The following is a 17,630-nucleotide window of genomic DNA, read 5'->3' on the forward strand; positions in this document are numbered from 1 at the left end:
TAATTCGTAAATTACGACAAATCGCTTGACGAGACGGCGGCCTCACGGTCAACTGGTGCCTCGTTCATCGTTGGAATGCTCCGCCTTGCGTGCTTGGGTGGGAGTGGGAGGAGGCTCGGGTGCGGCTGGGTGGGCGGGTGATCGTGGTGACCGGGGCTGCGTCCGGGATCGGTGCCGCATGCGTGCAGCGGTTCCTGACCGAGGGCGCCTCGGTGGTGCAGGTCGACGTCCAACCGTGCAAGGAGGTCGCCGGCCGGGCGATCGCCGTACTGGGTGATGTGTCGGCGCAGGACACCTGGGCCGAGGTGCGGTCGCGCGGTCGCGACGAGCTCGGCCCGATCGACGGACTCGTCAGCAACGCGGGCTTCGCCGATGTGAGACCGGCCCACGAGCTGCCGCCTCAGTCCTGGCAACGGCAGCTCGACGTCAACCTGACCGCCGCGTTCCTCGGGTTCCAGGCGTTGTACGACGACCTGGCGGCCGGCGCGGGGTCCGTCGTACTGATGTCGTCGGTGCACGCTCTCGCCGGTCTGCCGGGACATCCGGCGTACGCGGCGACCAAGGGCGCCCTGGTCGCCCTCGGCCGCCAGCTGGCCGTCGAGTACGGCGGCTCGATCCGGGTGAACACCGTGCTTCCGGGTCCGATCGAGACCGCGATGTGGGATCGCGTCGACGCCGAGGGCCGGGAGCAGAGTGCACGGGCGACGGCGATCGGGCGGCTCGGGCAGCCGGACGAGGTGGCCCAGGTGGTGGCGTTCCTGCTGTCGGCGGAAGCGTCGTACGTGACGGCGGCCAGCCTGGTGGTCGACGGCGGATGGTCCGCGGCCAAGGACTCGGCATGAGGGAGAACGGTGTGACGGGGATCCAACGCGGCACGCGGGGACTGCACGGGCAGATCGTCGAGGTGATGGCGCAGCGCATCCTGTCCGGGCAGATCCCGGAGGGCGCGACCATCAACGTGCCCGATCTGCAGGCCGACCTCGGCGTCAGCCTGACCGCGGTCCGGGAGGCGTTGAAGGTGCTGACCGCGAAGGGGCTCGTCGACGCGCGGCAGAAGCGCGGCACGTTCGTCCGGCCGCGCTCGGACTGGAACCTGCTGGACGCGGACATGATCCGCTGGCACTTCGACGACGACGTACGCCCGGAACTGCTCGAGGAACTGCACGAGGTGCGTGGGATCGTCGAGCCGGCCGCGGCCCGGCTGGCCGCGCTGCGGGCCGAGGAGTCGCACCTGGAGGCGCTGGACATCGCGATGGCTTCGATGGAGTCGGCCACGGACGACCGTGCCGCCGTCGCCGCGGACCTCGCCTTCCACCGGGCGTTGCTGGCGGCAACGGGGAACGAACTACTGACCAAGATGGAAGTGATCATGGAGACCGGCCTGGCCGATCGTGACCGCCTGGTGCACAAGGTGAAGCCGTCCGACGACCCGGTGCCGAGCCACCGGCGCGTGCTGGACGCCATCCGGGCGCACGATCCGGTCGCCGCCGAGGAAGCGATGCGGAAGCTGCTGGCGAAGGCGGCCGAGGACCTCACCGAGGTTCGCGGCTCTTCGCGTGGACGGCGGCGCCGGTGAAGATCGAGCGGATCGAGACATTCCTGGTCCCGCCACGCTGGCTGTTCTGCCGCGTCGAGACGAGTGACGGCGTCGTCGGCTGGGGCGAACCCGTGGTGGAGGGACGGGCCGAGGTCGTCCGGACCGCGATCGACACGTTGTCGGAGTATCTGATCGGCCAGGACCCCCTGCAGATCGAGCGGCATTGGCAGATGCTGACCAAGGGCGGCTTCTACCGCGGCGGCCCGGTGCTGAGCAGCGCGGTCGCCGGGCTCGACCACGCGCTGTGGGACATCGCCGGCAAGGTGTACGGCGCTCCCGTCGCGGCACTGCTCGGTGGACGGGTGCGCGATCGGGTCCGCGTGTACGCGTGGGTCGGCGGCGACGAGCCGGCCGCCATCGGTGACGCGGTCGCCGAACAGGTCGCGGCCGGAATGACCGCGGTGAAGATGAACGGCAGCGGCCGGATCCAGCCGTCGCCATCCGTTGCCGAGATCAACGACATCCTGACTCGGCTGGCGGCGGCACGGGAGGCCATCGGCGACCACCGCGACGTGGCGATCGACCTGCACGGCCGCGTCGGCGTGGCCGGCGCGCGCCGGATCCTGCACGCCGTCGAGGACCTGCAGCCGTTCTTCGTCGAGGAGCCGGTGCTGCCGGAGCACATGACCCACCTGTCCGAGATCGTCAGCACGTCGACGGTCCCGGTGGCGCTGGGCGAGCGGCTCTACCATCGCGCGGAGTTCGTCGCGCCGCTGAACGCTGGTGTCGCGGTCGTCCAGCCTGATGTGTCCCATGCCGGCGGGATCTCCGAGCTCCGGCGGATCGCGGTGCTGGCGGACACTCATGGCGCGATGCTGGCCCCGCACTGTCCGCTCGGGCCGATCTCGCTGGCCGCGAGCCTGCAGGTGTCGTTCGCGACACCGAACTTCCTGATCCAGGAACAGAGCCGCGGCATCCACTACAACGAGTCGAGCGACCTGACGTCCTACCTGGTCGACCCGACGCCCTTCACCTGGGTCAACGGCCACGCCGAGTGGAATCCCTTGCCAGGCTTGGGAATCTCCATCGACGAGACGGCGGTCCGCGCTGCCGACAAGACCGGGCACACCTGGCGCAACCCGGTCTGGACCCACGAAGACGGCTCCTTCGCCGAATGGTGACCGAACAAGCCGCGGCCGGCCGGCAGGTGGCGATCGACCCGACCGACGGCGGCCGCTGGACGTCCCTACACCTGGCCGGCCGCGAATGGCTCTGGTCCGGTCCGGGTCTGCTCTCCGGCCCTCGCGCCGGCCTCGCCACCTTCGTCGACGCCGGAGGTCTCGACGAATGCTTCCCGACTGTTCGCGGCACCCCTGACCACGGCGGCCTCTGGAACCAGCCCTGGGAAGGCACGGTCACCTATGGTGACGCCATCCTGACGCGGGCGTTCACCTCGGGCCCCGACACCGTCACCGCCGGCTACAACCTGCAGGCACCGCCGGGCTACCGCTTCATCTGGGCAGCTCACGCATTGCTGGACTGCGCTTCCGGCGCCGTCATCACAGCGCCCGCCGGGACCGAGTGCCGCCTCTACCCCGAGGCTGCACAGCTTTTGCCCGCTTGGCCCGACCACGCTCCTTGGGTCACAGCCGACTGGCCGACACCGCTCGACCTGACGGTCTACGGCCCGTCCGACGGGACCGCCGTCGGCGCCGTCCTGGTCGACTGCCCGACGGTCTCCGTCCGCGACCGCAGTGCCGAGCTCACGCTGACCTTGAGTTGCCCCGGGCAACCAGTGTCCACCGCGTTGTGGCGCAACCAGGCCGGCTTCCCGGCCGAGGCGCCGTACCGGAGTCTCGGGGTGGAGCCGATGCTGGGGCGCGCGTTCGACCTGGCTGCCGCAGGACCGGACGACGCCGCGGTGGTGCCCGCGAGCGGTGAGCTGGCCTGGCGGTTGACCGTGTCCGCCAGGCCAGTGTCGATCAAATAGGTTGGAGCCATGGATCTGCTTGCCGAACTGCGCGACCGCAAGATGCTCGCCATCATCCGCGCCGACGGGCCCGACACCGCGCTGGCGTGTGTCCGCACCCTCGTCGACGCAGGGATCACCGCGCTCGAGATCTCGCTGACCACGCCCGGTGCGGTGGACGCGATCGCCAAGGCGCGTGCCGAATACGACCCCAGCATCCTGATCGGCGCCGGCACCGTCATCACCGCTGCGCAAGCCGACGACGTCGCGGCAGCCCGCGCCGGCTTCGTCGTCACCCCAGCCATCACCCGCGGCGCGCACCGCAGCGTCGAACTCGGCCTGCCCCTCCTCTGCGGCGCCCTCACCCCCACCGAGGTCGTCGCCGCCCTCGACCTGGGCGCCACTGCGGTGAAGATCTTCCCCGCCAAGGTCTACGGCCCCGGCTACTTCCGCGAACTCCGCGCTCCCCTGCCCGACGCCCCGCTCATCGCGGTCGGCGGAGTCGACGCCGCAAGCGCCCCTGAGTACTTGGCTGCCGGAGCGCTGGCCGTCGGCGTAGGCTCGCCCCTCCTCGGCGACGCCGGCACCGGCGGATCACTCTCCGAGCTGGCCAGCCGCGCCGCCACCTTCCGCACCACCCTCGGCATCTGACTCCCACACTCAACCTCGCCGCATCTCCTCACGCGCCCGCACCCCCAGCCGACCCAGCGCCTCCCCGCACAGCCCCACCCGACGCATCGCCACCCCGCCCGGCGGCCCGCAGCGCCGCCTGATCACCAGGAGTCCGAAGATGACCGATCTCCTCACGCTCGGCGAGACGATGGTTTCTGTGCGGACCGCGCGCCCGATGCGGCTCGGCGGAGAGGCTCAGCTGTCGATCGCCGGCTCGGAGACCAATGTGGCGATCGGGCTGTCCCGGCTCGGGCATCAGGCCACGTGGGTAGGTGCTGTAGGCAACGATGAGCCCGGTCGCCTGATCCAGCGGACGTTGCGCGCCGAGGGGGTCGACACGAACTACCTGCGGTTCTCCGACGACTCGTTCACCGGGTTCATCGCGTTCGACCAGCCGTCGCACGACATCACCCGCGTCAGTTACCACCGCCGCGGTTCGGCTGGGTCGACCCTCACCCCCGACGAGTCCATCGCCGCGATCGATGCAACCCAACCCCGCCTGCTCCACGTCACCGGCATCACCCCCGCCCTCTCCGACACCACGCGCGCTGCCACGCTGGCCGCCGTACGCACAGCTTCGGCCGCAGGCGTCCAGGTCTCCCTCGACGTCAACTACCGCGCCCGCCTCTGGTCTCGCCCTGACGCCGCGACCGCGATCCGCGAACTCCTCCCATACGTGCACGCCGTCTTCGCCTCGGACGACGAACTCGACCTCCTCACCGACGCCCCCGACGCGGTCTCCGACCTCCTGGCCCACACCACTGTCGACCACGTCATCGTCACCGCCGGCGGCAAGGGCGCCTGGGCGCACTCGTCCGACAGCACCATCCACCGCCCCGCCCTCCCCGTCACCGTTGTCGACAGCATCGGCGCCGGCGACGCCTTCGTGTCCGGCTACCTGTCCGCCACTCTCGACAACCTGTCCCCCGAAGCCCGCCTGGACCGCGCCACCACCTCCGGCGCCTTCTGCGTCACCGCCCTCGGCGACTGGGAATCCCTCCCCACCCGCGACGACCTCCACCTCCTCTCCCACACCCACGGCACCGCCCTCCGCTGACCACCCACCCATGGCACCGCCCTGACTGCGTACCTAAGAACAGGACGTAGTCGTCTACGTATAGCCCCGGCTGAGCGTGAACCTGGCTGACTTTTCGCCCGAATCCGCACTACTTCCTGTTCTTAGGTACGCCAACACCCCGCACGGCTACACAATCCGCGCGGCTGGGATCAGAGTGGGTGGATCGGAGGGAGATGGGCGTGCCGAGCTTCGCATCCAACACCGAGCTGTACGCCGACCCCGCGCTGAACGAAGGCGTCGACTACTCGCGGCGGTTCCGGCGGCATGAGTGGTTCGACGACGACCTCACCCAACGGGTCGACGTCCAGCGCACGGTGATCCTGGCTCCCCACGGCGGCGGCATCGAATCCGGTACGTCGGAGCTCTGCCTGGCGATCGCGGGCTACCACCCGGCCGACCTCACTCCGACCCCGGCGGACGGTCCGCTCCACGACTACTGGATGTTCGAGGGCCTGCGCGCCTCCGGCAACGGCGAACTCCACGTCACCTCGACCAAGTGCGACGACCACGTCGCCCGCGCCCTCGCCGGCGGTTCACTCAACGCCGTCGGCCTCCACGGCTGTACGACATCTCAGGCCGGACTGCCGAACGACACCCGAGCGGTCCTCGTCGGCGGCCGCAACCCCAGCTTCAAGTCCCACCTCCTCACCAGACTGACCGCGGCGGGCATCCACGCGATCGACGCCGCCGCGGTCCCCGAACTCAACGGCGACGAACCCACCAACATCGCCAACGGCACCCTCCTCGCAGCCGGCGCCCAACTCGAACTCACGAACCCGTTGCGGCGCGCGATGTTCCGCATCAACACCCGCGCCGACCGTAAGAACACCACCCGCCGACTCTTCTGGACCTTCACCACTGCAACCCGCACCGCCATAGCCGACCTAGAAGCCGACCAGCCCATCCCCTGACCCCGGCCCACCGCGCAACATCCTGCCGCCTTCGGCACCCCGCGCCCCATCCCCACCCAACGCCAGCACCACCACTCGGCGCCCGCATCTAGGCCCGGCCCTCGCATCCCTGCTCCGACTACGCACCCCTGCCCTGACTGCGTACCCAAGAACAGGACGTAGTCGTCTACGTAGAGCCTCGGCTGAGCGTGACCCCGGGCTGACCTGTCCTCAGAATCCGCGCTACCACCCGTTCTTAGGTACGCAGGCAGCGCCCGGCCGGCGTCAGCGGTCGGCGACTACCTCGCCATTGACAGCTGTGGAGTCCGACGTCAGCGACCAGGCGGCGGCTGCCTCGGGGCTCTGGGCCAGCGGGAACGCCGCAGCCATCGCCGGCATCGATTCCCACGACCACGTATCGGTGTAGCTGCCGTCCTCGAGCCGGACCAATCGGGTGGCGACGAGGCCCGGGTGAGCAGCGCGGATCAGGTCGATCACGGCAGACCGACGGGTGAGGAACTCAGCGAGATTCTTGGGCTCCACGACATACGTATGAACCCGCACAACCGCACCGGTCGACTGCATCAGCTTCTCCTTGTATTGGGTAGGTACGTCGATTTGACGTAGTCACGCCAGGAGATGTGACACCTCAGCCGTCGCCTGGATCCTCGACCGGGAACAGGATCGGACTCAGCAGATAGCGCTTCCGGTCGGGCGTCGCCTCGTTGGCCAGCACCGGCAGGATCGCCGTACGCATCCCCTCGATCAGCTGCAACAACTCGTCCTGGCTCAGCCAGATCCCGTGCTGCCGGTAGCCGACGAGATCGGCGAGCGGATCGGCGTCCTCGTGATCGAGATACGCACTGAACTCTGCCACCAGCGCTGCCATCGCGGCAGCGAACCCCCGCCGATGATCGTCAACCGTCAACTGCTCCAACTGCTCAGCACTGATCGAGGCCCGCTCCTGCCGCAGCCGGAAGCGCCGCTCGACCGCACCGCGCACCCGCCGCTCCTCCGCGACCTCGAGGATCCCGCCCTCGGCCAAGAGCTCGACGTGCCGGTACAGCGTCGCCTTCGAGACATCCGCGAACCGTTCGCCGAGCTCGCCCGTCGTCAGCTCCCGCCCACCCCGCAGCGCATGCACGACACGCAAGCGGACCGGATGCCCGAGCAGCTCCAACGGACCCATGGCGCAACAATCTCACGTCATGCTACCTTTCTCAAACCATGAGAAAGGTACGTCGATGACCGAGTGGACCCACCCGCCGTACGCCGACCCTGCCCGCTTCACCGAGCAAGAGACAGCACTGAATGCCGACGGGCGCGCGGTGCCGGGGACCGTCACGCTCCCCGAACGTCCCAACGGAATCGGCGTCGTACTGCTGAGCGGCGGCGGTCCCTTCGACCGCGACGAGACGAGCGGCCCCAACAAGCCGCTCAAGGATCTGGCGTGGGGGTTGGCGAGCTGGGGTGTCACCGTCCTGCGGTTCGACAAGGTCAGCTTTGCCCGGCCCGCGCTGATGACCGAGCCTGGCTTCACGATGACGGCGGACTACGTGCCGCACGCCATCGCAGCCGTACACAAACTGCGCGAGTACGTCGAACACGTGTTTCTGATCGGTCACAGCATGGGCGGCAAGGTCGCGCCGAAGATCGCGGCCGAGGAGCCGTCGGTCGCCGGGCTGATCATCATGGCCGGGGACACCCAGCCCATGCAGCACGCCGCCGTACGCGTGATGAGCTACCTCGCGACGACCAGCCCCGAAGCAGTTCCGCTTGAGGTTGTCGAGCGGTTCAAGCGCCAGTCCGCGGTGGTCGACAGCCCCGATCTGTCACCGGATACACCGTCGACCGACCTGCCCTTCGGCATGCCGGCCTCGTTCTGGCTCGACCTCCGCGACTACGACCCCGTCGCCACCGCGGCGAAGCTCGACGTACCGATCCTCATCCTCCAAGGCGGCCGCGACTACCAGGTCACTGTCGCCGACGACCTACCCGCCTGGCGAGACGGTCTTCCCGACGCAACCATCAAGATCCTCGAAGCCGACAACCACCTATTCTTCCCGGGCACCGGCCCCTCCACGCCCGCCGACTACGCAACCGCGCAGCATGTCGACCCGGAAGCCCTCATCACCATCGCCAGGTGGATGCTCCGAACAACCAGGAGCTAATGGGCCCAATGCCCTTGGCAAGTGGGCCGATTGGCACTCGTCGGCATCGCCTAGTAGGCCGGACACTGATGCTGGGGGTGTGCGATGTCTGGACGGTTCACGGTGCGAGCATCGAAATCGCAGGTGGGGAAGAAGACTGACGGGTCTGTTGTGTGCGCCTGGCTGTCGTTGGCGTTCTATCCGCTCAGCTTCGTGGTCGCGTTCGTGGTCGGTCAGGCGTTGCTGTCCTGGTACGGCTACTCCGCCGAGCTGATCGTTCCGGTCTGGATCGCGGCCGCAGCGGCCGGCCCGGCGCTGATCGTCTTCTCGGTGCCGGGGATCCTCGCGGTCCGCTACGGGCGTCAGGCGATGCGGCGGGGCAATCACCGCGGCCATGCGCCGGCCGTCGCCGGCGCCGCGATCGCGCTCGGCATGATCGCGCTGAACCTGCTCTCAGGCATCGCACAGATCTTCTTCGCCTGACGCTGTCACCCGCCGCGGGTTGACGCTGTCGCACAGAGCGGGTGGTCGTGTCGCCAACTGCGGCTGACGTCGTCGCCCTCAGCACCGGGCGGGTGGTTCGAGGAACCACCCGCCCGCGTGACTCAGGACAGCAGCGCCGGGTCGGACTCCAGTTCCTTCTCGGGGTCCAACGGCAGCACGATCTTGAAGCGGGTATTACCGGGCTCGGACTCGACGCGAAGGTCGCCGTGGTGCTTCTTGACCACGATGCGCCAGGAGATGTCGAGGCCGAGACCGGTGCCTTCGCCGATGGGCTTGGTGGTGAAGAACGGCTCGAAGATACGGCGGCGGATCTCCGCCGGGATGCCGGGACCGGTGTCACCGATCTCGACGATCGCGTACGCGCCGTCCTTCTTGGTGCGGATGGTCAGCGTCCCGGATCCGCCCATCGCGCTGACCGCGTTGTCGATGATGTTCGTCCACACCTGGTTGAGCTCGGCGGCGTACGCCGGGATCGGCGGCAGCTCGGGATCGAAGTCCTTCACCACGTCGAAGCCCTGCAACTTGCCGGACATCATCACCAGCGTGGACTTCAGCAGCTCACGCAGATCGACGATCTGGTACGGCGCCCTGTCGATCTGGGAGTACTGTTTCGCGGCGCCGACGAGGGTCGAGATCCGGGTGACGGAGTCGTCGATCTCGTTCATCAGCGATTCTGTGTCGACCGTGTACATCAACCACCGGACCGCGCCTTCGAGGTACTTCGGCCCGACCGCGGTCAGTACGTTCTCCATCCACGGCACATCCAGACCGGCCGCGGCGAGCACCGGCGCGACGTCCCAGCTGGCCTGGACGTCGTGGTCGTCCAGCCAGTCGGTCAACGAGTCCTCGGCGTCGGACAGCTCCATCGGCGGGATGTCCTTGTCCTTGGTCTTCTCCAGCCGCTCGACGGCATCATCCTGCAGCGCGACGATCTGGTGCAGCTTGGTCGCGTCGAGGGTGCCGTCGGCCAGCATCGCCAGCTTCGACCGCATCCCGGAGACGCGCTGCCGCAGCGTCGCCGCAGCCCGGACCGCTGCCGCGGCAGGGTTGTTCAGCTCGTGGGTCAGCCCCGCGGACAAGGAGCCGAGGGCAAGCAACCGTTCCCGCTCGCCCAGCGTCTCGTTGGTCCGGCGCATGCCCATCACGAAGCCCTCGATCAGGTGCACCGCCATCGGGAACCAGGTGTTCATCATCGTGGCCATCTCATTGGCACCGATGACGAAGAACTCCGACGGCTCGGTCACGCGCATCGTCGCCGTGTAGGACTTGTGGTCGTCGGCGCCGAAGAAGGCGTTGAAGGCACCGGCGTACACCCCGCGCTGGCCGGTCCGGTTGATCTCGATCTCCTCGCCGTGGGACAGCTTGCAGAGCCGGATCTCACCGGACAGCAGGACGTAGCAGCAGGTCGCCTCGTCCCCCTCGTTGAACACGATCCCGTCGTGCGCGGACTCGACGTACCCGGACTCGGACAGCCATTGCAGCTGCTCGCCGGTCAGGCTCTCGAAGAGGAACAGCGTGCGCAACTCGTCCGGGCTCAGCCGCCGCACTTCGGTGTGGTCACTCATCAGAGCATCTCCAGGTATCGGTGCACCAGTGTTACGGCCATCGCTCCGTCGCCGACCGCGGAGGCGACCCGCTTCACCGACTCGGCTCGTACGTCGCCGGCGGCGAACACGCCCGGCATGCTCGTCTCCAGGTGGTACGGCTCCCGCTCCAGGATCCAGCCCGGCGGTTTGCCGTGCAGGTCCGGACCGGTGAGCACGAAGCCGCGCTCGTCACGAAGCAGGTCTCCCGGCAGCCAGTCCGTCCGGGGCGCCGCGCCGATGAACACGAACATCCACTCCGTGCTCACTTCGCGGCTCTCGCCGGTCTGGCTGTTCAGCAGGGTCAACACCTCGAGGTGCTCCGAGCCCTTACAGGAAACGACCTGCGTGCAGGTGTGCACCTCGATGTTGTCGATGTCGTCGATCTGGTCGATCAGATACGACGACATCGTCGCCGTGAGCGATGGTCCTCTCACCAGCATATGCACGCGTTTGGCATACCTCGAGAAATAGACCGCGGCCTGGCCGGCCGAGTTCGCCCCGCCGATGATGTAGACCTCCTGTGCGGCGCAGGACGGGCCCTCGGTCGTCGCCGAGCCGTAGTAGATCCCGCGGCCGCACAGGTCGTCGACCCCCGGCGCCTCGAGGGTCCGGTAGGACACCCCGGTCGCCAGGATCACCGAGTGCGACGAGATCTCGCTGCCGTCCGAGAACATCAGCCGCCGGGCGTTGCCGAGGGTCTCCAGCCCGACCACCTGACGAGCGGTCAGCAGCTCGGCCCCGAACCGGACCGCCTGCCGCCGGGCTCGATCGGTCAGCTGGGCACCGGACACTCCGTCCGGGAAGCCCAGGTAGTTCTCGATCCGGCTGGACTGGCCAGCCTGTCCGCCGGTCGCCAACTGCTCGACCAAGACAGTCCGCAGTCCCTCGCTGGCGCCGTACACAGCGGCGCCGAGCCCGGCCGGGCCGCCGCCGACGACGACCAGGTCGTAGAAGTCCTTCGCCGGCGAGGTCGACAACCCGACCTTGTCGGCCAGCTCGGCCTCGGACGGCGCGACCATGACCGTGCCGTCGGGAGTGATCACGACCGGCAGGGTGGCGCCATCGATCCCGGCCGCATCGAGCAGCCGCTTGCTCTCCTCGTCGTCGACGCCGAGCCAGCGGTACGGGACGGCGTTGCGCGCGAGGAAGTCGCGGGCCGCGAACGACGGCGCCGACCAGCGGTGCCCGATCACCCGGGTCTCGTCGGTGGACGGCTCCGGGGTCGCCTTCCACAGGTCGAGCATCGCGTCGACCACCGGGTAGAGCTTCTCCTCCGGCGGGTTCCACGGCTTCAGCAGGTAGTGGTCGAGGTCGACCACGTTGATGGCCTGGATCGCCGCGTCGGTATCGGCGTACGCCGTCAGCAGCACGCGGCGGGCGAGCGGGAACAGGTCCATCGCGGCCTCGAGGAACTCGATGCCGGACATCTGGGGCATCCGGTAGTCGGCCAGCAGCAGGGCCACCGGCTCACCCCGGAGCTTGAGCTCCTTGAGGGCGTCCAGCGCCTGGGCCGGGCTCTCGGCCCGGACGATGCGGTTCTCCTCGGCGTACCGGCGGCGGAGGTCACGGGCGATCGACCGGGAAACGCCGGGGTCGTCGTCCACGGTGAGGATCACCGGGCGGGTCGTTGACGCTGTCATGCCTCCTTCATACCAGCGGAAAGCCACAAACCGGGATCGGTAATCCACAGGCCTTGGCCCGGTCCGCGGGGGCTGGGCGCGGACCGGGCCGGCCGGGCGGGCTCTGTGGCGCCCGAGGACCCGGCCCTCAGGGCAGGGCCGCGAGGTACGGCGCGTGGCTGTTCTGGAACTCCCAGTTGTAGTACCGGTCCCAATTGATCGACCACGTCATCAGCCCGCGGAACGCCGGCGAAGCGCCACCACGGAGGGTGATGGACCAGATCGTCGGCATCGTGGCCACGGCCGTCCGCGAAGTCACCGGCGGCAGCGAGGCCACGGACGGCCAGATCGACTGGCACGACCCCAAGGTCCTGTCGGAGCTGTTCGGCGCGCACGGCTTCGAGGTCTCGACCACGGCCAAGGACCTCGCCGTCACCGCGGCCTCGCCGGAGACTACTGGGAGACCCGCATCGCCAACCACCCGCTGGGCATCGCCACGTTCCCACTGCTCGAGGAGGCCGGCCGCCTGGCTGCGGTCCGTACCCGCATGCTCGACATCATCGCGACTGACTGGACCACGCCGTCCGGGGAGGTCCGCCTCCCCGCGCAGTACCTGCTGGTGACCGCCACGCGCTGAGTGGCAGGTTTTCGCCAGCGGCTAGTTGAAGCCAATGCGGTGTAGTCGGGGCATTGGCTTGGCAGGCTCTTCGGCGTCCGAGCTCGGGGGCGGGCGGCCGGGGCTACAGCCCACGGTCAGGACAACTGGGACGCAGCGTCCCCCGTGGAGGCATCACGTGAACCATCCCAATCTGCGCCGGCGCGCCGCCCTGCTCGCCGGTGCCGTGCTGATCACCACCGCCTTGGTGGCTCCACCAGGCTCCGCACAACCGCCCACTGGGCCGACGGCCACCTCGCTGGGGTTGCCGACCTTCGCACCAGGCCGGTACGTCGTCACACTGGCCGACAAGCCGGTGGCGACGTACCAGGGTGGCGTGAGCGGTCTCAAGGCCACCAAGCCCACCGCCGGTCGCAAGGTAGAGGTGAACAGCGCCGACGCCAAGCGCTATCGCACCTTCCTCTCCGGTAAGCACGCTGAGGTCGCGGCGCGCGTCGGCGCCAAGGTAACTCACGACTACTCGACCGCACTGAACGCCTTTGCCGCCTCGCTGACCTCCAAGCAGGTCAACGAGCTCAGCAAGACGGCGGGTGTGGTTTCCGTCGTCCCGGACCAAATGCGGGTCGCACTGGACGATCGCAAGTCCACTGACTTCCTCAAGCTGTCCGGCAACTCCGGAGTCTGGAAAGCACTCGGCGGTACGGCGTCAGCCGGCAAGGGCGTCGTGGTCGGCGTAGTCGACACCGGCATCTGGCCCGAGAGCGCGTCCTTCGCCGGACCCGCGCTCGGCACGAGCCCCCCGACCGCAGCGGACCCCTACCGGCCGTACCGCTCCGGCTCGGAGACCGTGATGCAGAAGGCCGACGGCGACACATTCACCGGCAGCTGTGAGGCCGGCGAGCAGTTCACCGCGGACCTGTGTAACACCAAGCTGATCAGCGCCAAGTACTTCGGCGACGGCTGGCTCAGCTTCGTCCCGCCGGAGGCGCGCGCGGACTACGTGTCTCCGCGCGACGGTGAAGGCCATGGCAGCCACACCGCGTCGACTGCGGCCGGCAACCCCGGTGTCGACGTCGCCGTCGACGGTGTCGACTTCGGCACCGTCTCCGGCTTCCACCGGCGGCCAAGATCGCCGTCTACAAGGCCCTCTGGGAAGGCAAGGACGGCCAGAACTCCGGCGGCTTCACCTCCGACATCCTGGCCGCGATCGACCAGGCCGTGGCGGACGGCGTCGACGTCATCAACTACTCGGTAGGCTCGATCTTCGAGTCCGCACACACCGACCCGGTCCAGCTCGCGTTCTTGTCCGCGGCATCGGCGGGCATCTTCGTGTCCGCGGCCGGCGGCAACTCCGGACCGGACCCGGCCACCCTCGACAACACCTCGCCCTGGGTGACCACGGTCGGCGCCAGCACGGTCGCGCCGTACGCCGGAACTGTTGTGCTGGGCAACGGACAGAAGTACGCCGGGATCAGCACGAGCATCGCTGTCCGGACCGGTAGCCACCCGCTCGTCAACGGGCCGGAGGTGAAGGTGTCCGGGGCCAGCGACTCCGATGCGCTCGGGTGTCTGCCCGGGACGCTCGACCCGGCCAAGACCGCGGGCACGATCGTCGTCTGTGAGCGTGGTGTGGGTGCTCGGGTCGACAAGTCGGCCGAGGTGAAGCGGGCCGGCGGTGTCGGCCTGGTGCTGATCAACCTGTTCGACCAGGATGCGCTCGGCGACTCGCACGTCGTACCGACTGTGCACCTCAACGTGCCGGCCGCTCTGACAGTGAAGGCTTACGCGGCTGCGGCCGGTGGGACCGCGGAGCTCGTGCCGGGCAACACGAGCGGTCTCAGTGAGCCCTACCCGCAGATGGCCGACTTCTCGTCGCGTGGGCCGTCTACGTCGAGTCATGGCGATTTGTTGAAGCCGGATCTGGCCGCACCGGGCGTCAACGTGCTGGCTGCGGTCGCACCGCCGACGAACGCCGGCCAGAGCTACGCGTTCTACTCGGGTACGTCGATGGCCGCGCCGCATGTGGCCGGTCTCGCGGCGCTGTACCTTGCGAAGCACCCGGACTGGTCGCCGATGGCGGTCAAGTCGGCCCTGATGACGACGGCCGGCGACGTACTGACTTCTACTGGCGCTGTCGACAGCAACCCGTTCGACCGGGGCGCCGGAGAGGTGCAGCCGTCGAAGATGCTGGACCCGGGTCTGGTCTACGACTCCGGCGACGCTGACTGGCTCGGCTACCTGGAAGGCACTGGCGTCGACACTGGTACCGGGGCGCCGGCGATCGACCCGAGTGACTACAACGCTCCTTCGATCGCCGTCGGGCAACTGCTAGGGACGCAGACAATCACTCGACGAGTGACCGCGGTGACACCGGGCCTGTACCGGGCGACTGTCTCCGTGCCCGGCATGAAGGCCGTGGTGACGCCATCGATCCTCAACTTCACCGCAGCGGGCCAGACGAAGACGTTCAAGGTGAAGCTCACCCAGGACACCGCCCCGTCGGCTGAGACGACTAGCGGCTGGCTGACCTGGCAGGGCGCCGGCAAGACGGTCCGCAGCCCGATCGCCGTCGTACCGACGTCTGTCCTCGCACCCACCGAGGTGGCCGGCTCGGGTACGTCCGGCACTGCGTCGTTCGAGGCCACCGCCGGCAAGGCAGGCATCCCGATCCGGTCCTATGGCCTCGTGTCGGCGCCGCTGGTGCCAGGCGCCGTACCGGCCGGGGCCGCGGATCTGCCGAACTACCCGGTGACCGTGACCGCCCAGACCAAGGCCGTGCAGTGGAACATCAAGACGGTGGACCCGGCGGGCAGCATCTGGCTGGTGCTCTACAAGGTCGTCAACGGTCAGACGCAGCTGTTGTCTTTCGTGGGCGACGGCTCCAACCAGGCGTCGGCAACCGTGGCGGCACCGGCTCCGGGCGTGTGGGGTGTCCTAGCCATCACCCTGACCAACCCGCCGGGTGCGGACACCACGCAGTACACGATGCAGACCAACGTGGTGACGACGTCCTCGGGCCGAGCGCTGCAGGTCAGCCCGCCGGTCGCACCGGCCGCCTTCAAGCCCTTCCAGGTCACGGCCTCCTGGTCGGGTCTGCCGACTGACAAGCGCTCGACTGGGTTCGTCGAGTTCCCGAACCGGGCCGGGACTGTGGTGACGATCAACTAGCAACAGGAGTGCGGCGGACCCGTCTGTGACGGGTCCGCCGTACGGTCTGGTCAGCGCCAGGTACTGCGATCCGCGGGACCACCCGCGACAGGCTCGAAGACCACGTCCTCGTCGGGGACCGCGTCGCCGTCCTTGCCGACGAAGCCGACGTCGACCAGGCCCTTGGACCGGGAGTCCCGCCGGAGCACGGTCGGTCCGTCCGCACGCGGTACGTGCACGTCGCCCCACTGCTGCAGGGCCGCCAGCACGAGCTTCAGGTCCACACCGGCCGGTGTCAGGTGGTACGACGATCGCGTCCGCTCGCCGGCCTCCTGGTACTCGCGCTTCTCCAGCAGACCGGCGTCGACCAGCGCGGCCAACCGGTTCGTCAGGATGTTCGGCGCGATGTGGAGGTTGTCGCGGAAATCCGCGAACCGGGTGGTCCCGAGGTGGGCCTCGCGCAGGATCAGGAAGGACCAGCGGTCGCTGACCAGATCGAGCGTCCGGGCGATCGAGCAGTTCGGCGGGGTCGCCGTTCGCGTGGTCATCGCGCCTCCTCCACCAACTGGCCACCGCCCCGCGCTGCCAGGGCTCCCGCGGCAGCGATCACGAGCACCGCCAGGCTACCGATCACGATCACGCCCAGCAGCAGTGCGGTGCCGAGGCCGGACGCGGTCGCGACCAGGCCGAGCGTCAGCGCGATCGAGCCCTGCAGGACGTAAGCGACGAGATACACAGCCGCGACGGTGCCGCCGCGGTGGTGAGCCGGCGCGTGCGCGGTGATCAGTCCCAGACCGCCGGAGAAGAGCAGACCGTAGCTGATGCCTCCCAGCACCGTGGCGGCCATGAACAGCGGCAGCGAGTGCGTCTGTGCCGAGGTCTCGAGGAGGGCGAGGTCGACCAGCGTGGCGACCGCGCCGGCCGCGACCAGCCGTCCGGCCGGAAAGCGGCGGCCGGCCATCGCGGTGACGCCGATCGTGACCGACATGATCGCGAGGATCAGACCGATGACGAAGATGTTCTCGGTCCCGATCAGCTGCCGGGCGACCTGCGCGCCGAGTGCGAGGAACACCGAGCCGAACGCGTACGCCGCGGTCACTGCGACTGCAGATGCGACATACAGCACGCGGATGCCCTTGGCCACGGTGATCGGGCGCGGCCGCCAGGCGCCTTGGCTCTCGTCCTTCGTATGCCGCGGCATCTGCCAGACGAAGCCGAAGACGATGGCGATCACCGCCAGCAGCACCCAGAAGTCCAGGTGAAGCGGCGCTGGTGCGTACTCGATCAGGCCGCCGCCGACAATCGTCGCCAGTGCGAGACCGGCCGCGGTCGCAGCGGTCGTGATGGACGAGGCGCGCGATGCCTTGCCCGGCGCGCTGTACTCGACCACTGCGGCCGTTGCAGCAGTCAGTGCGAGGCCGACACCCGCTCCCATCAGCGCACGTCCGGCGTATACCCAGCCCACGGACGGCGCGATCGCGAAGAGCAGGACACCGGCGAGCAGGGCGCCGACGCCGTACAGCATCGTGGCGCGGCGGCCGATGTAGTCGGACAGCTGTCCGAAGATCAGCAAGAAGACGACCAGCACGACCGGGTAGACGGCGAAGATCGCCGTCGTCGCGGTCGGAGTGAGGTGCCAGGTCGAGGCGTAGAGCGGGTACGCCGTCGTCGGGGCCGCGCTGGTCCACAGGCTGATGCCCGCGACCGCGGCGGCAGTCCAGAAACTAGCCCGACGGCTCAGGGTGCGATGTGGCTGCGCGGTGGCCGTGGCGGGCAGTTCGAAGGTGGTCATGGGTTCCTTCCGGAGATTCCCTGAGTTGCACAATGAAACCCAGAACACCTGAGTTGTCCGATGCAATCCA

General features: G+C 68.8%; 17 protein-coding genes and 1 pseudogene. 11 read left to right on the plus strand and 7 right to left on the minus strand.

The window, feature by feature from the left end; all coding sequences use genetic code 11:
- The first annotated feature begins 119 nt into the window (after window positions 1–119).
- The 7 genes from OG555_RS02730 (at window position 120) to OG555_RS02760 (ending at window position 6,167) form a co-directional block, all read left to right on the plus strand.
- The gene (locus tag OG555_RS02730; RefSeq protein ID WP_329480845.1) at window positions 120–842 is read left to right on the plus strand and encodes an SDR family NAD(P)-dependent oxidoreductase; all 723 of its coding nucleotides are present in this window, start codon (window positions 120–122) and stop codon (window positions 840–842) included.
- Entirely contained in the window at window positions 839–1,576 is a 738-nt protein-coding gene (locus OG555_RS02735) for a FadR/GntR family transcriptional regulator (RefSeq protein WP_328518725.1), read from the plus strand. The genes OG555_RS02730 and OG555_RS02735 overlap by 4 nt, the downstream gene beginning before the upstream one ends.
- On the plus strand, window positions 1,573–2,718 hold the full coding sequence (gene dgoD / locus OG555_RS02740) for a galactonate dehydratase (RefSeq protein WP_329480846.1): 1,146 nt from the start codon (window positions 1,573–1,575) through the stop codon (window positions 2,716–2,718). Before OG555_RS02735 ends, dgoD begins: the two co-directional genes overlap by 4 nt.
- The gene (locus OG555_RS02745; RefSeq protein ID WP_329480847.1) at window positions 2,712–3,527 is read left to right on the plus strand and encodes a hypothetical protein; all 816 of its coding nucleotides are present in this window, start codon (window positions 2,712–2,714) and stop codon (window positions 3,525–3,527) included. Before dgoD ends, OG555_RS02745 begins: the two co-directional genes overlap by 7 nt.
- Window positions 3,528–3,536: 9 nt before the next feature.
- Window positions 3,537–4,157 carry a bifunctional 4-hydroxy-2-oxoglutarate aldolase/2-dehydro-3-deoxy-phosphogluconate aldolase gene (locus OG555_RS02750; RefSeq protein ID WP_329480849.1) on the plus strand — a complete coding sequence of 207 codons (621 nt, stop codon included), beginning with the start codon at window positions 3,537–3,539 and terminating at the stop codon, window positions 4,155–4,157.
- 139 nt (window positions 4,158–4,296) lie between these two features.
- Complete coding sequence (locus OG555_RS02755) at window positions 4,297–5,235, plus strand: sugar kinase (RefSeq protein WP_329480851.1); 939 nt, start codon at window positions 4,297–4,299, stop codon at window positions 5,233–5,235.
- A gap of 200 nt (window positions 5,236–5,435) precedes the next feature.
- The gene (locus OG555_RS02760; protein ID WP_329480853.1) at window positions 5,436–6,167 is read left to right on the plus strand and encodes a poly-gamma-glutamate hydrolase family protein; all 732 of its coding nucleotides are present in this window, start codon (window positions 5,436–5,438) and stop codon (window positions 6,165–6,167) included.
- 264 nt (window positions 6,168–6,431) lie between these two features.
- Here the strand turns inward: OG555_RS02760 and OG555_RS02765 are convergent, their stop codons facing one another.
- Complete coding sequence (locus tag OG555_RS02765; RefSeq protein WP_329480855.1) at window positions 6,432–6,731, minus strand: hypothetical protein; 300 nt, start codon at window positions 6,729–6,731, stop codon at window positions 6,432–6,434.
- 64 nt (window positions 6,732–6,795) lie between these two features.
- Window positions 6,796–7,335 carry a helix-turn-helix domain-containing protein gene (locus OG555_RS02770; protein ID WP_329480857.1) on the minus strand — a complete coding sequence of 180 codons (540 nt, stop codon included), beginning with the start codon at window positions 7,333–7,335 and terminating at the stop codon, window positions 6,796–6,798.
- 55 nt (window positions 7,336–7,390) lie between these two features.
- Between OG555_RS02770 and OG555_RS02775 the strand changes: the two genes are divergently transcribed.
- Together OG555_RS02775 and OG555_RS02780 are read left to right on the plus strand one after the other, a co-directional pair.
- Window positions 7,391–8,317 (plus strand): alpha/beta hydrolase family protein, encoded by a 927-nt coding sequence (locus OG555_RS02775; protein WP_329480859.1) that lies wholly within the window; start codon window positions 7,391–7,393, stop codon window positions 8,315–8,317.
- A gap of 123 nt (window positions 8,318–8,440) precedes the next feature.
- Entirely contained in the window at window positions 8,441–8,779 is a 339-nt protein-coding gene (locus OG555_RS02780; RefSeq protein ID WP_329480861.1) for a hypothetical protein, read from the plus strand.
- 122 nt (window positions 8,780–8,901) lie between these two features.
- Here the strand turns inward: OG555_RS02780 and OG555_RS02785 are convergent, their stop codons facing one another.
- From OG555_RS02785 to OG555_RS02795, 3 genes are all read right to left on the minus strand, one after another.
- A complete protein-coding gene (locus tag OG555_RS02785) occupies window positions 8,902–10,365 on the minus strand; it encodes an ATP-binding protein (protein WP_329480862.1) in 1,464 nt (487 codons plus the stop codon).
- On the minus strand, window positions 10,365–12,026 hold the full coding sequence (locus tag OG555_RS02790) for an FAD-dependent oxidoreductase (protein WP_329480864.1): 1,662 nt from the start codon (window positions 12,024–12,026) through the stop codon (window positions 10,365–10,367). The genes OG555_RS02785 and OG555_RS02790 overlap by 1 nt, the downstream gene beginning before the upstream one ends.
- A gap of 127 nt (window positions 12,027–12,153) precedes the next feature.
- Entirely contained in the window at window positions 12,154–12,324 is a 171-nt protein-coding gene (locus tag OG555_RS02795) for a hypothetical protein (protein ID WP_329480866.1), read from the minus strand.
- 352 nt (window positions 12,325–12,676) lie between these two features.
- Between OG555_RS02795 and OG555_RS02800 the strand changes: the two are divergent.
- Both OG555_RS02800 and OG555_RS42700 read left to right on the plus strand, forming a co-directional pair.
- Window positions 12,677–13,636 (plus strand): annotated as a pseudogene (locus tag OG555_RS02800) (S8 family serine peptidase); the annotation flags it as partial.
- A 113-nt stretch (window positions 13,637–13,749) separates the two neighbouring features.
- Entirely contained in the window at window positions 13,750–15,789 is a 2,040-nt protein-coding gene (locus tag OG555_RS42700; RefSeq protein WP_442914513.1) for a S8 family serine peptidase, read from the plus strand.
- A 50-nt stretch (window positions 15,790–15,839) separates the two neighbouring features.
- Here OG555_RS42700 and OG555_RS02815 read toward each other — a convergent pair whose 3' ends face one another.
- Both OG555_RS02815 and OG555_RS02820 read right to left on the minus strand, forming a co-directional pair.
- Window positions 15,840–16,316, minus strand: a complete 477-nt coding sequence (locus tag OG555_RS02815; RefSeq protein ID WP_329480870.1) for a winged helix-turn-helix transcriptional regulator — start codon at window positions 16,314–16,316, stop codon at window positions 15,840–15,842.
- Complete coding sequence (locus OG555_RS02820; protein ID WP_329480872.1) at window positions 16,313–17,560, minus strand: MFS transporter; 1,248 nt, start codon at window positions 17,558–17,560, stop codon at window positions 16,313–16,315. Before OG555_RS02820 ends, OG555_RS02815 begins: the two co-directional genes overlap by 4 nt.
- Window positions 17,561–17,630 lie beyond the last annotated feature (70 nt).

Origin of the sequence: Kribbella sp. NBC_01484 (genome assembly GCF_036227145.1) — a bacterium.
Classification (GTDB): Bacteria; Actinomycetota; Actinomycetes; order Propionibacteriales; family Kribbellaceae; genus Kribbella.

Excerpts from the sequence above, each read along its gene's own strand:
- OG555_RS02735 (WP_328518725.1), top strand. The coding sequence starts at position 839 with ATGAGGGAGAACGGTGTGACGGGGATCCAACGCGGCACGCGGGGACTG.
- OG555_RS02745 (WP_329480847.1), top strand. The coding sequence starts at position 2,712 with ATGGTGACCGAACAAGCCGCGGCCGGCCGGCAGGTGGCGATCGACCCG.
- OG555_RS02750 (WP_329480849.1), top strand. The coding sequence starts at position 3,537 with ATGGATCTGCTTGCCGAACTGCGCGACCGCAAGATGCTCGCCATCATC.
- OG555_RS02755 (WP_329480851.1), top strand. The coding sequence starts at position 4,297 with ATGACCGATCTCCTCACGCTCGGCGAGACGATGGTTTCTGTGCGGACC.
- OG555_RS02765 (WP_329480855.1), bottom strand. The coding sequence starts at position 6,731 with ATGCAGTCGACCGGTGCGGTTGTGCGGGTTCATACGTATGTCGTGGAG.
- OG555_RS02770 (WP_329480857.1), bottom strand. The coding sequence starts at position 7,335 with ATGGGTCCGTTGGAGCTGCTCGGGCATCCGGTCCGCTTGCGTGTCGTG.
- OG555_RS02775 (WP_329480859.1), top strand. The coding sequence starts at position 7,391 with ATGACCGAGTGGACCCACCCGCCGTACGCCGACCCTGCCCGCTTCACC.
- OG555_RS02785 (WP_329480862.1), bottom strand. The coding sequence starts at position 10,365 with ATGAGTGACCACACCGAAGTGCGGCGGCTGAGCCCGGACGAGTTGCGC.
- OG555_RS02790 (WP_329480864.1), bottom strand. The coding sequence starts at position 12,026 with ATGACAGCGTCAACGACCCGCCCGGTGATCCTCACCGTGGACGACGAC.
- OG555_RS02815 (WP_329480870.1), bottom strand. The coding sequence starts at position 16,316 with ATGACCACGCGAACGGCGACCCCGCCGAACTGCTCGATCGCCCGGACG.
- OG555_RS02820 (WP_329480872.1), bottom strand. The coding sequence starts at position 17,560 with ATGACCACCTTCGAACTGCCCGCCACGGCCACCGCGCAGCCACATCGC.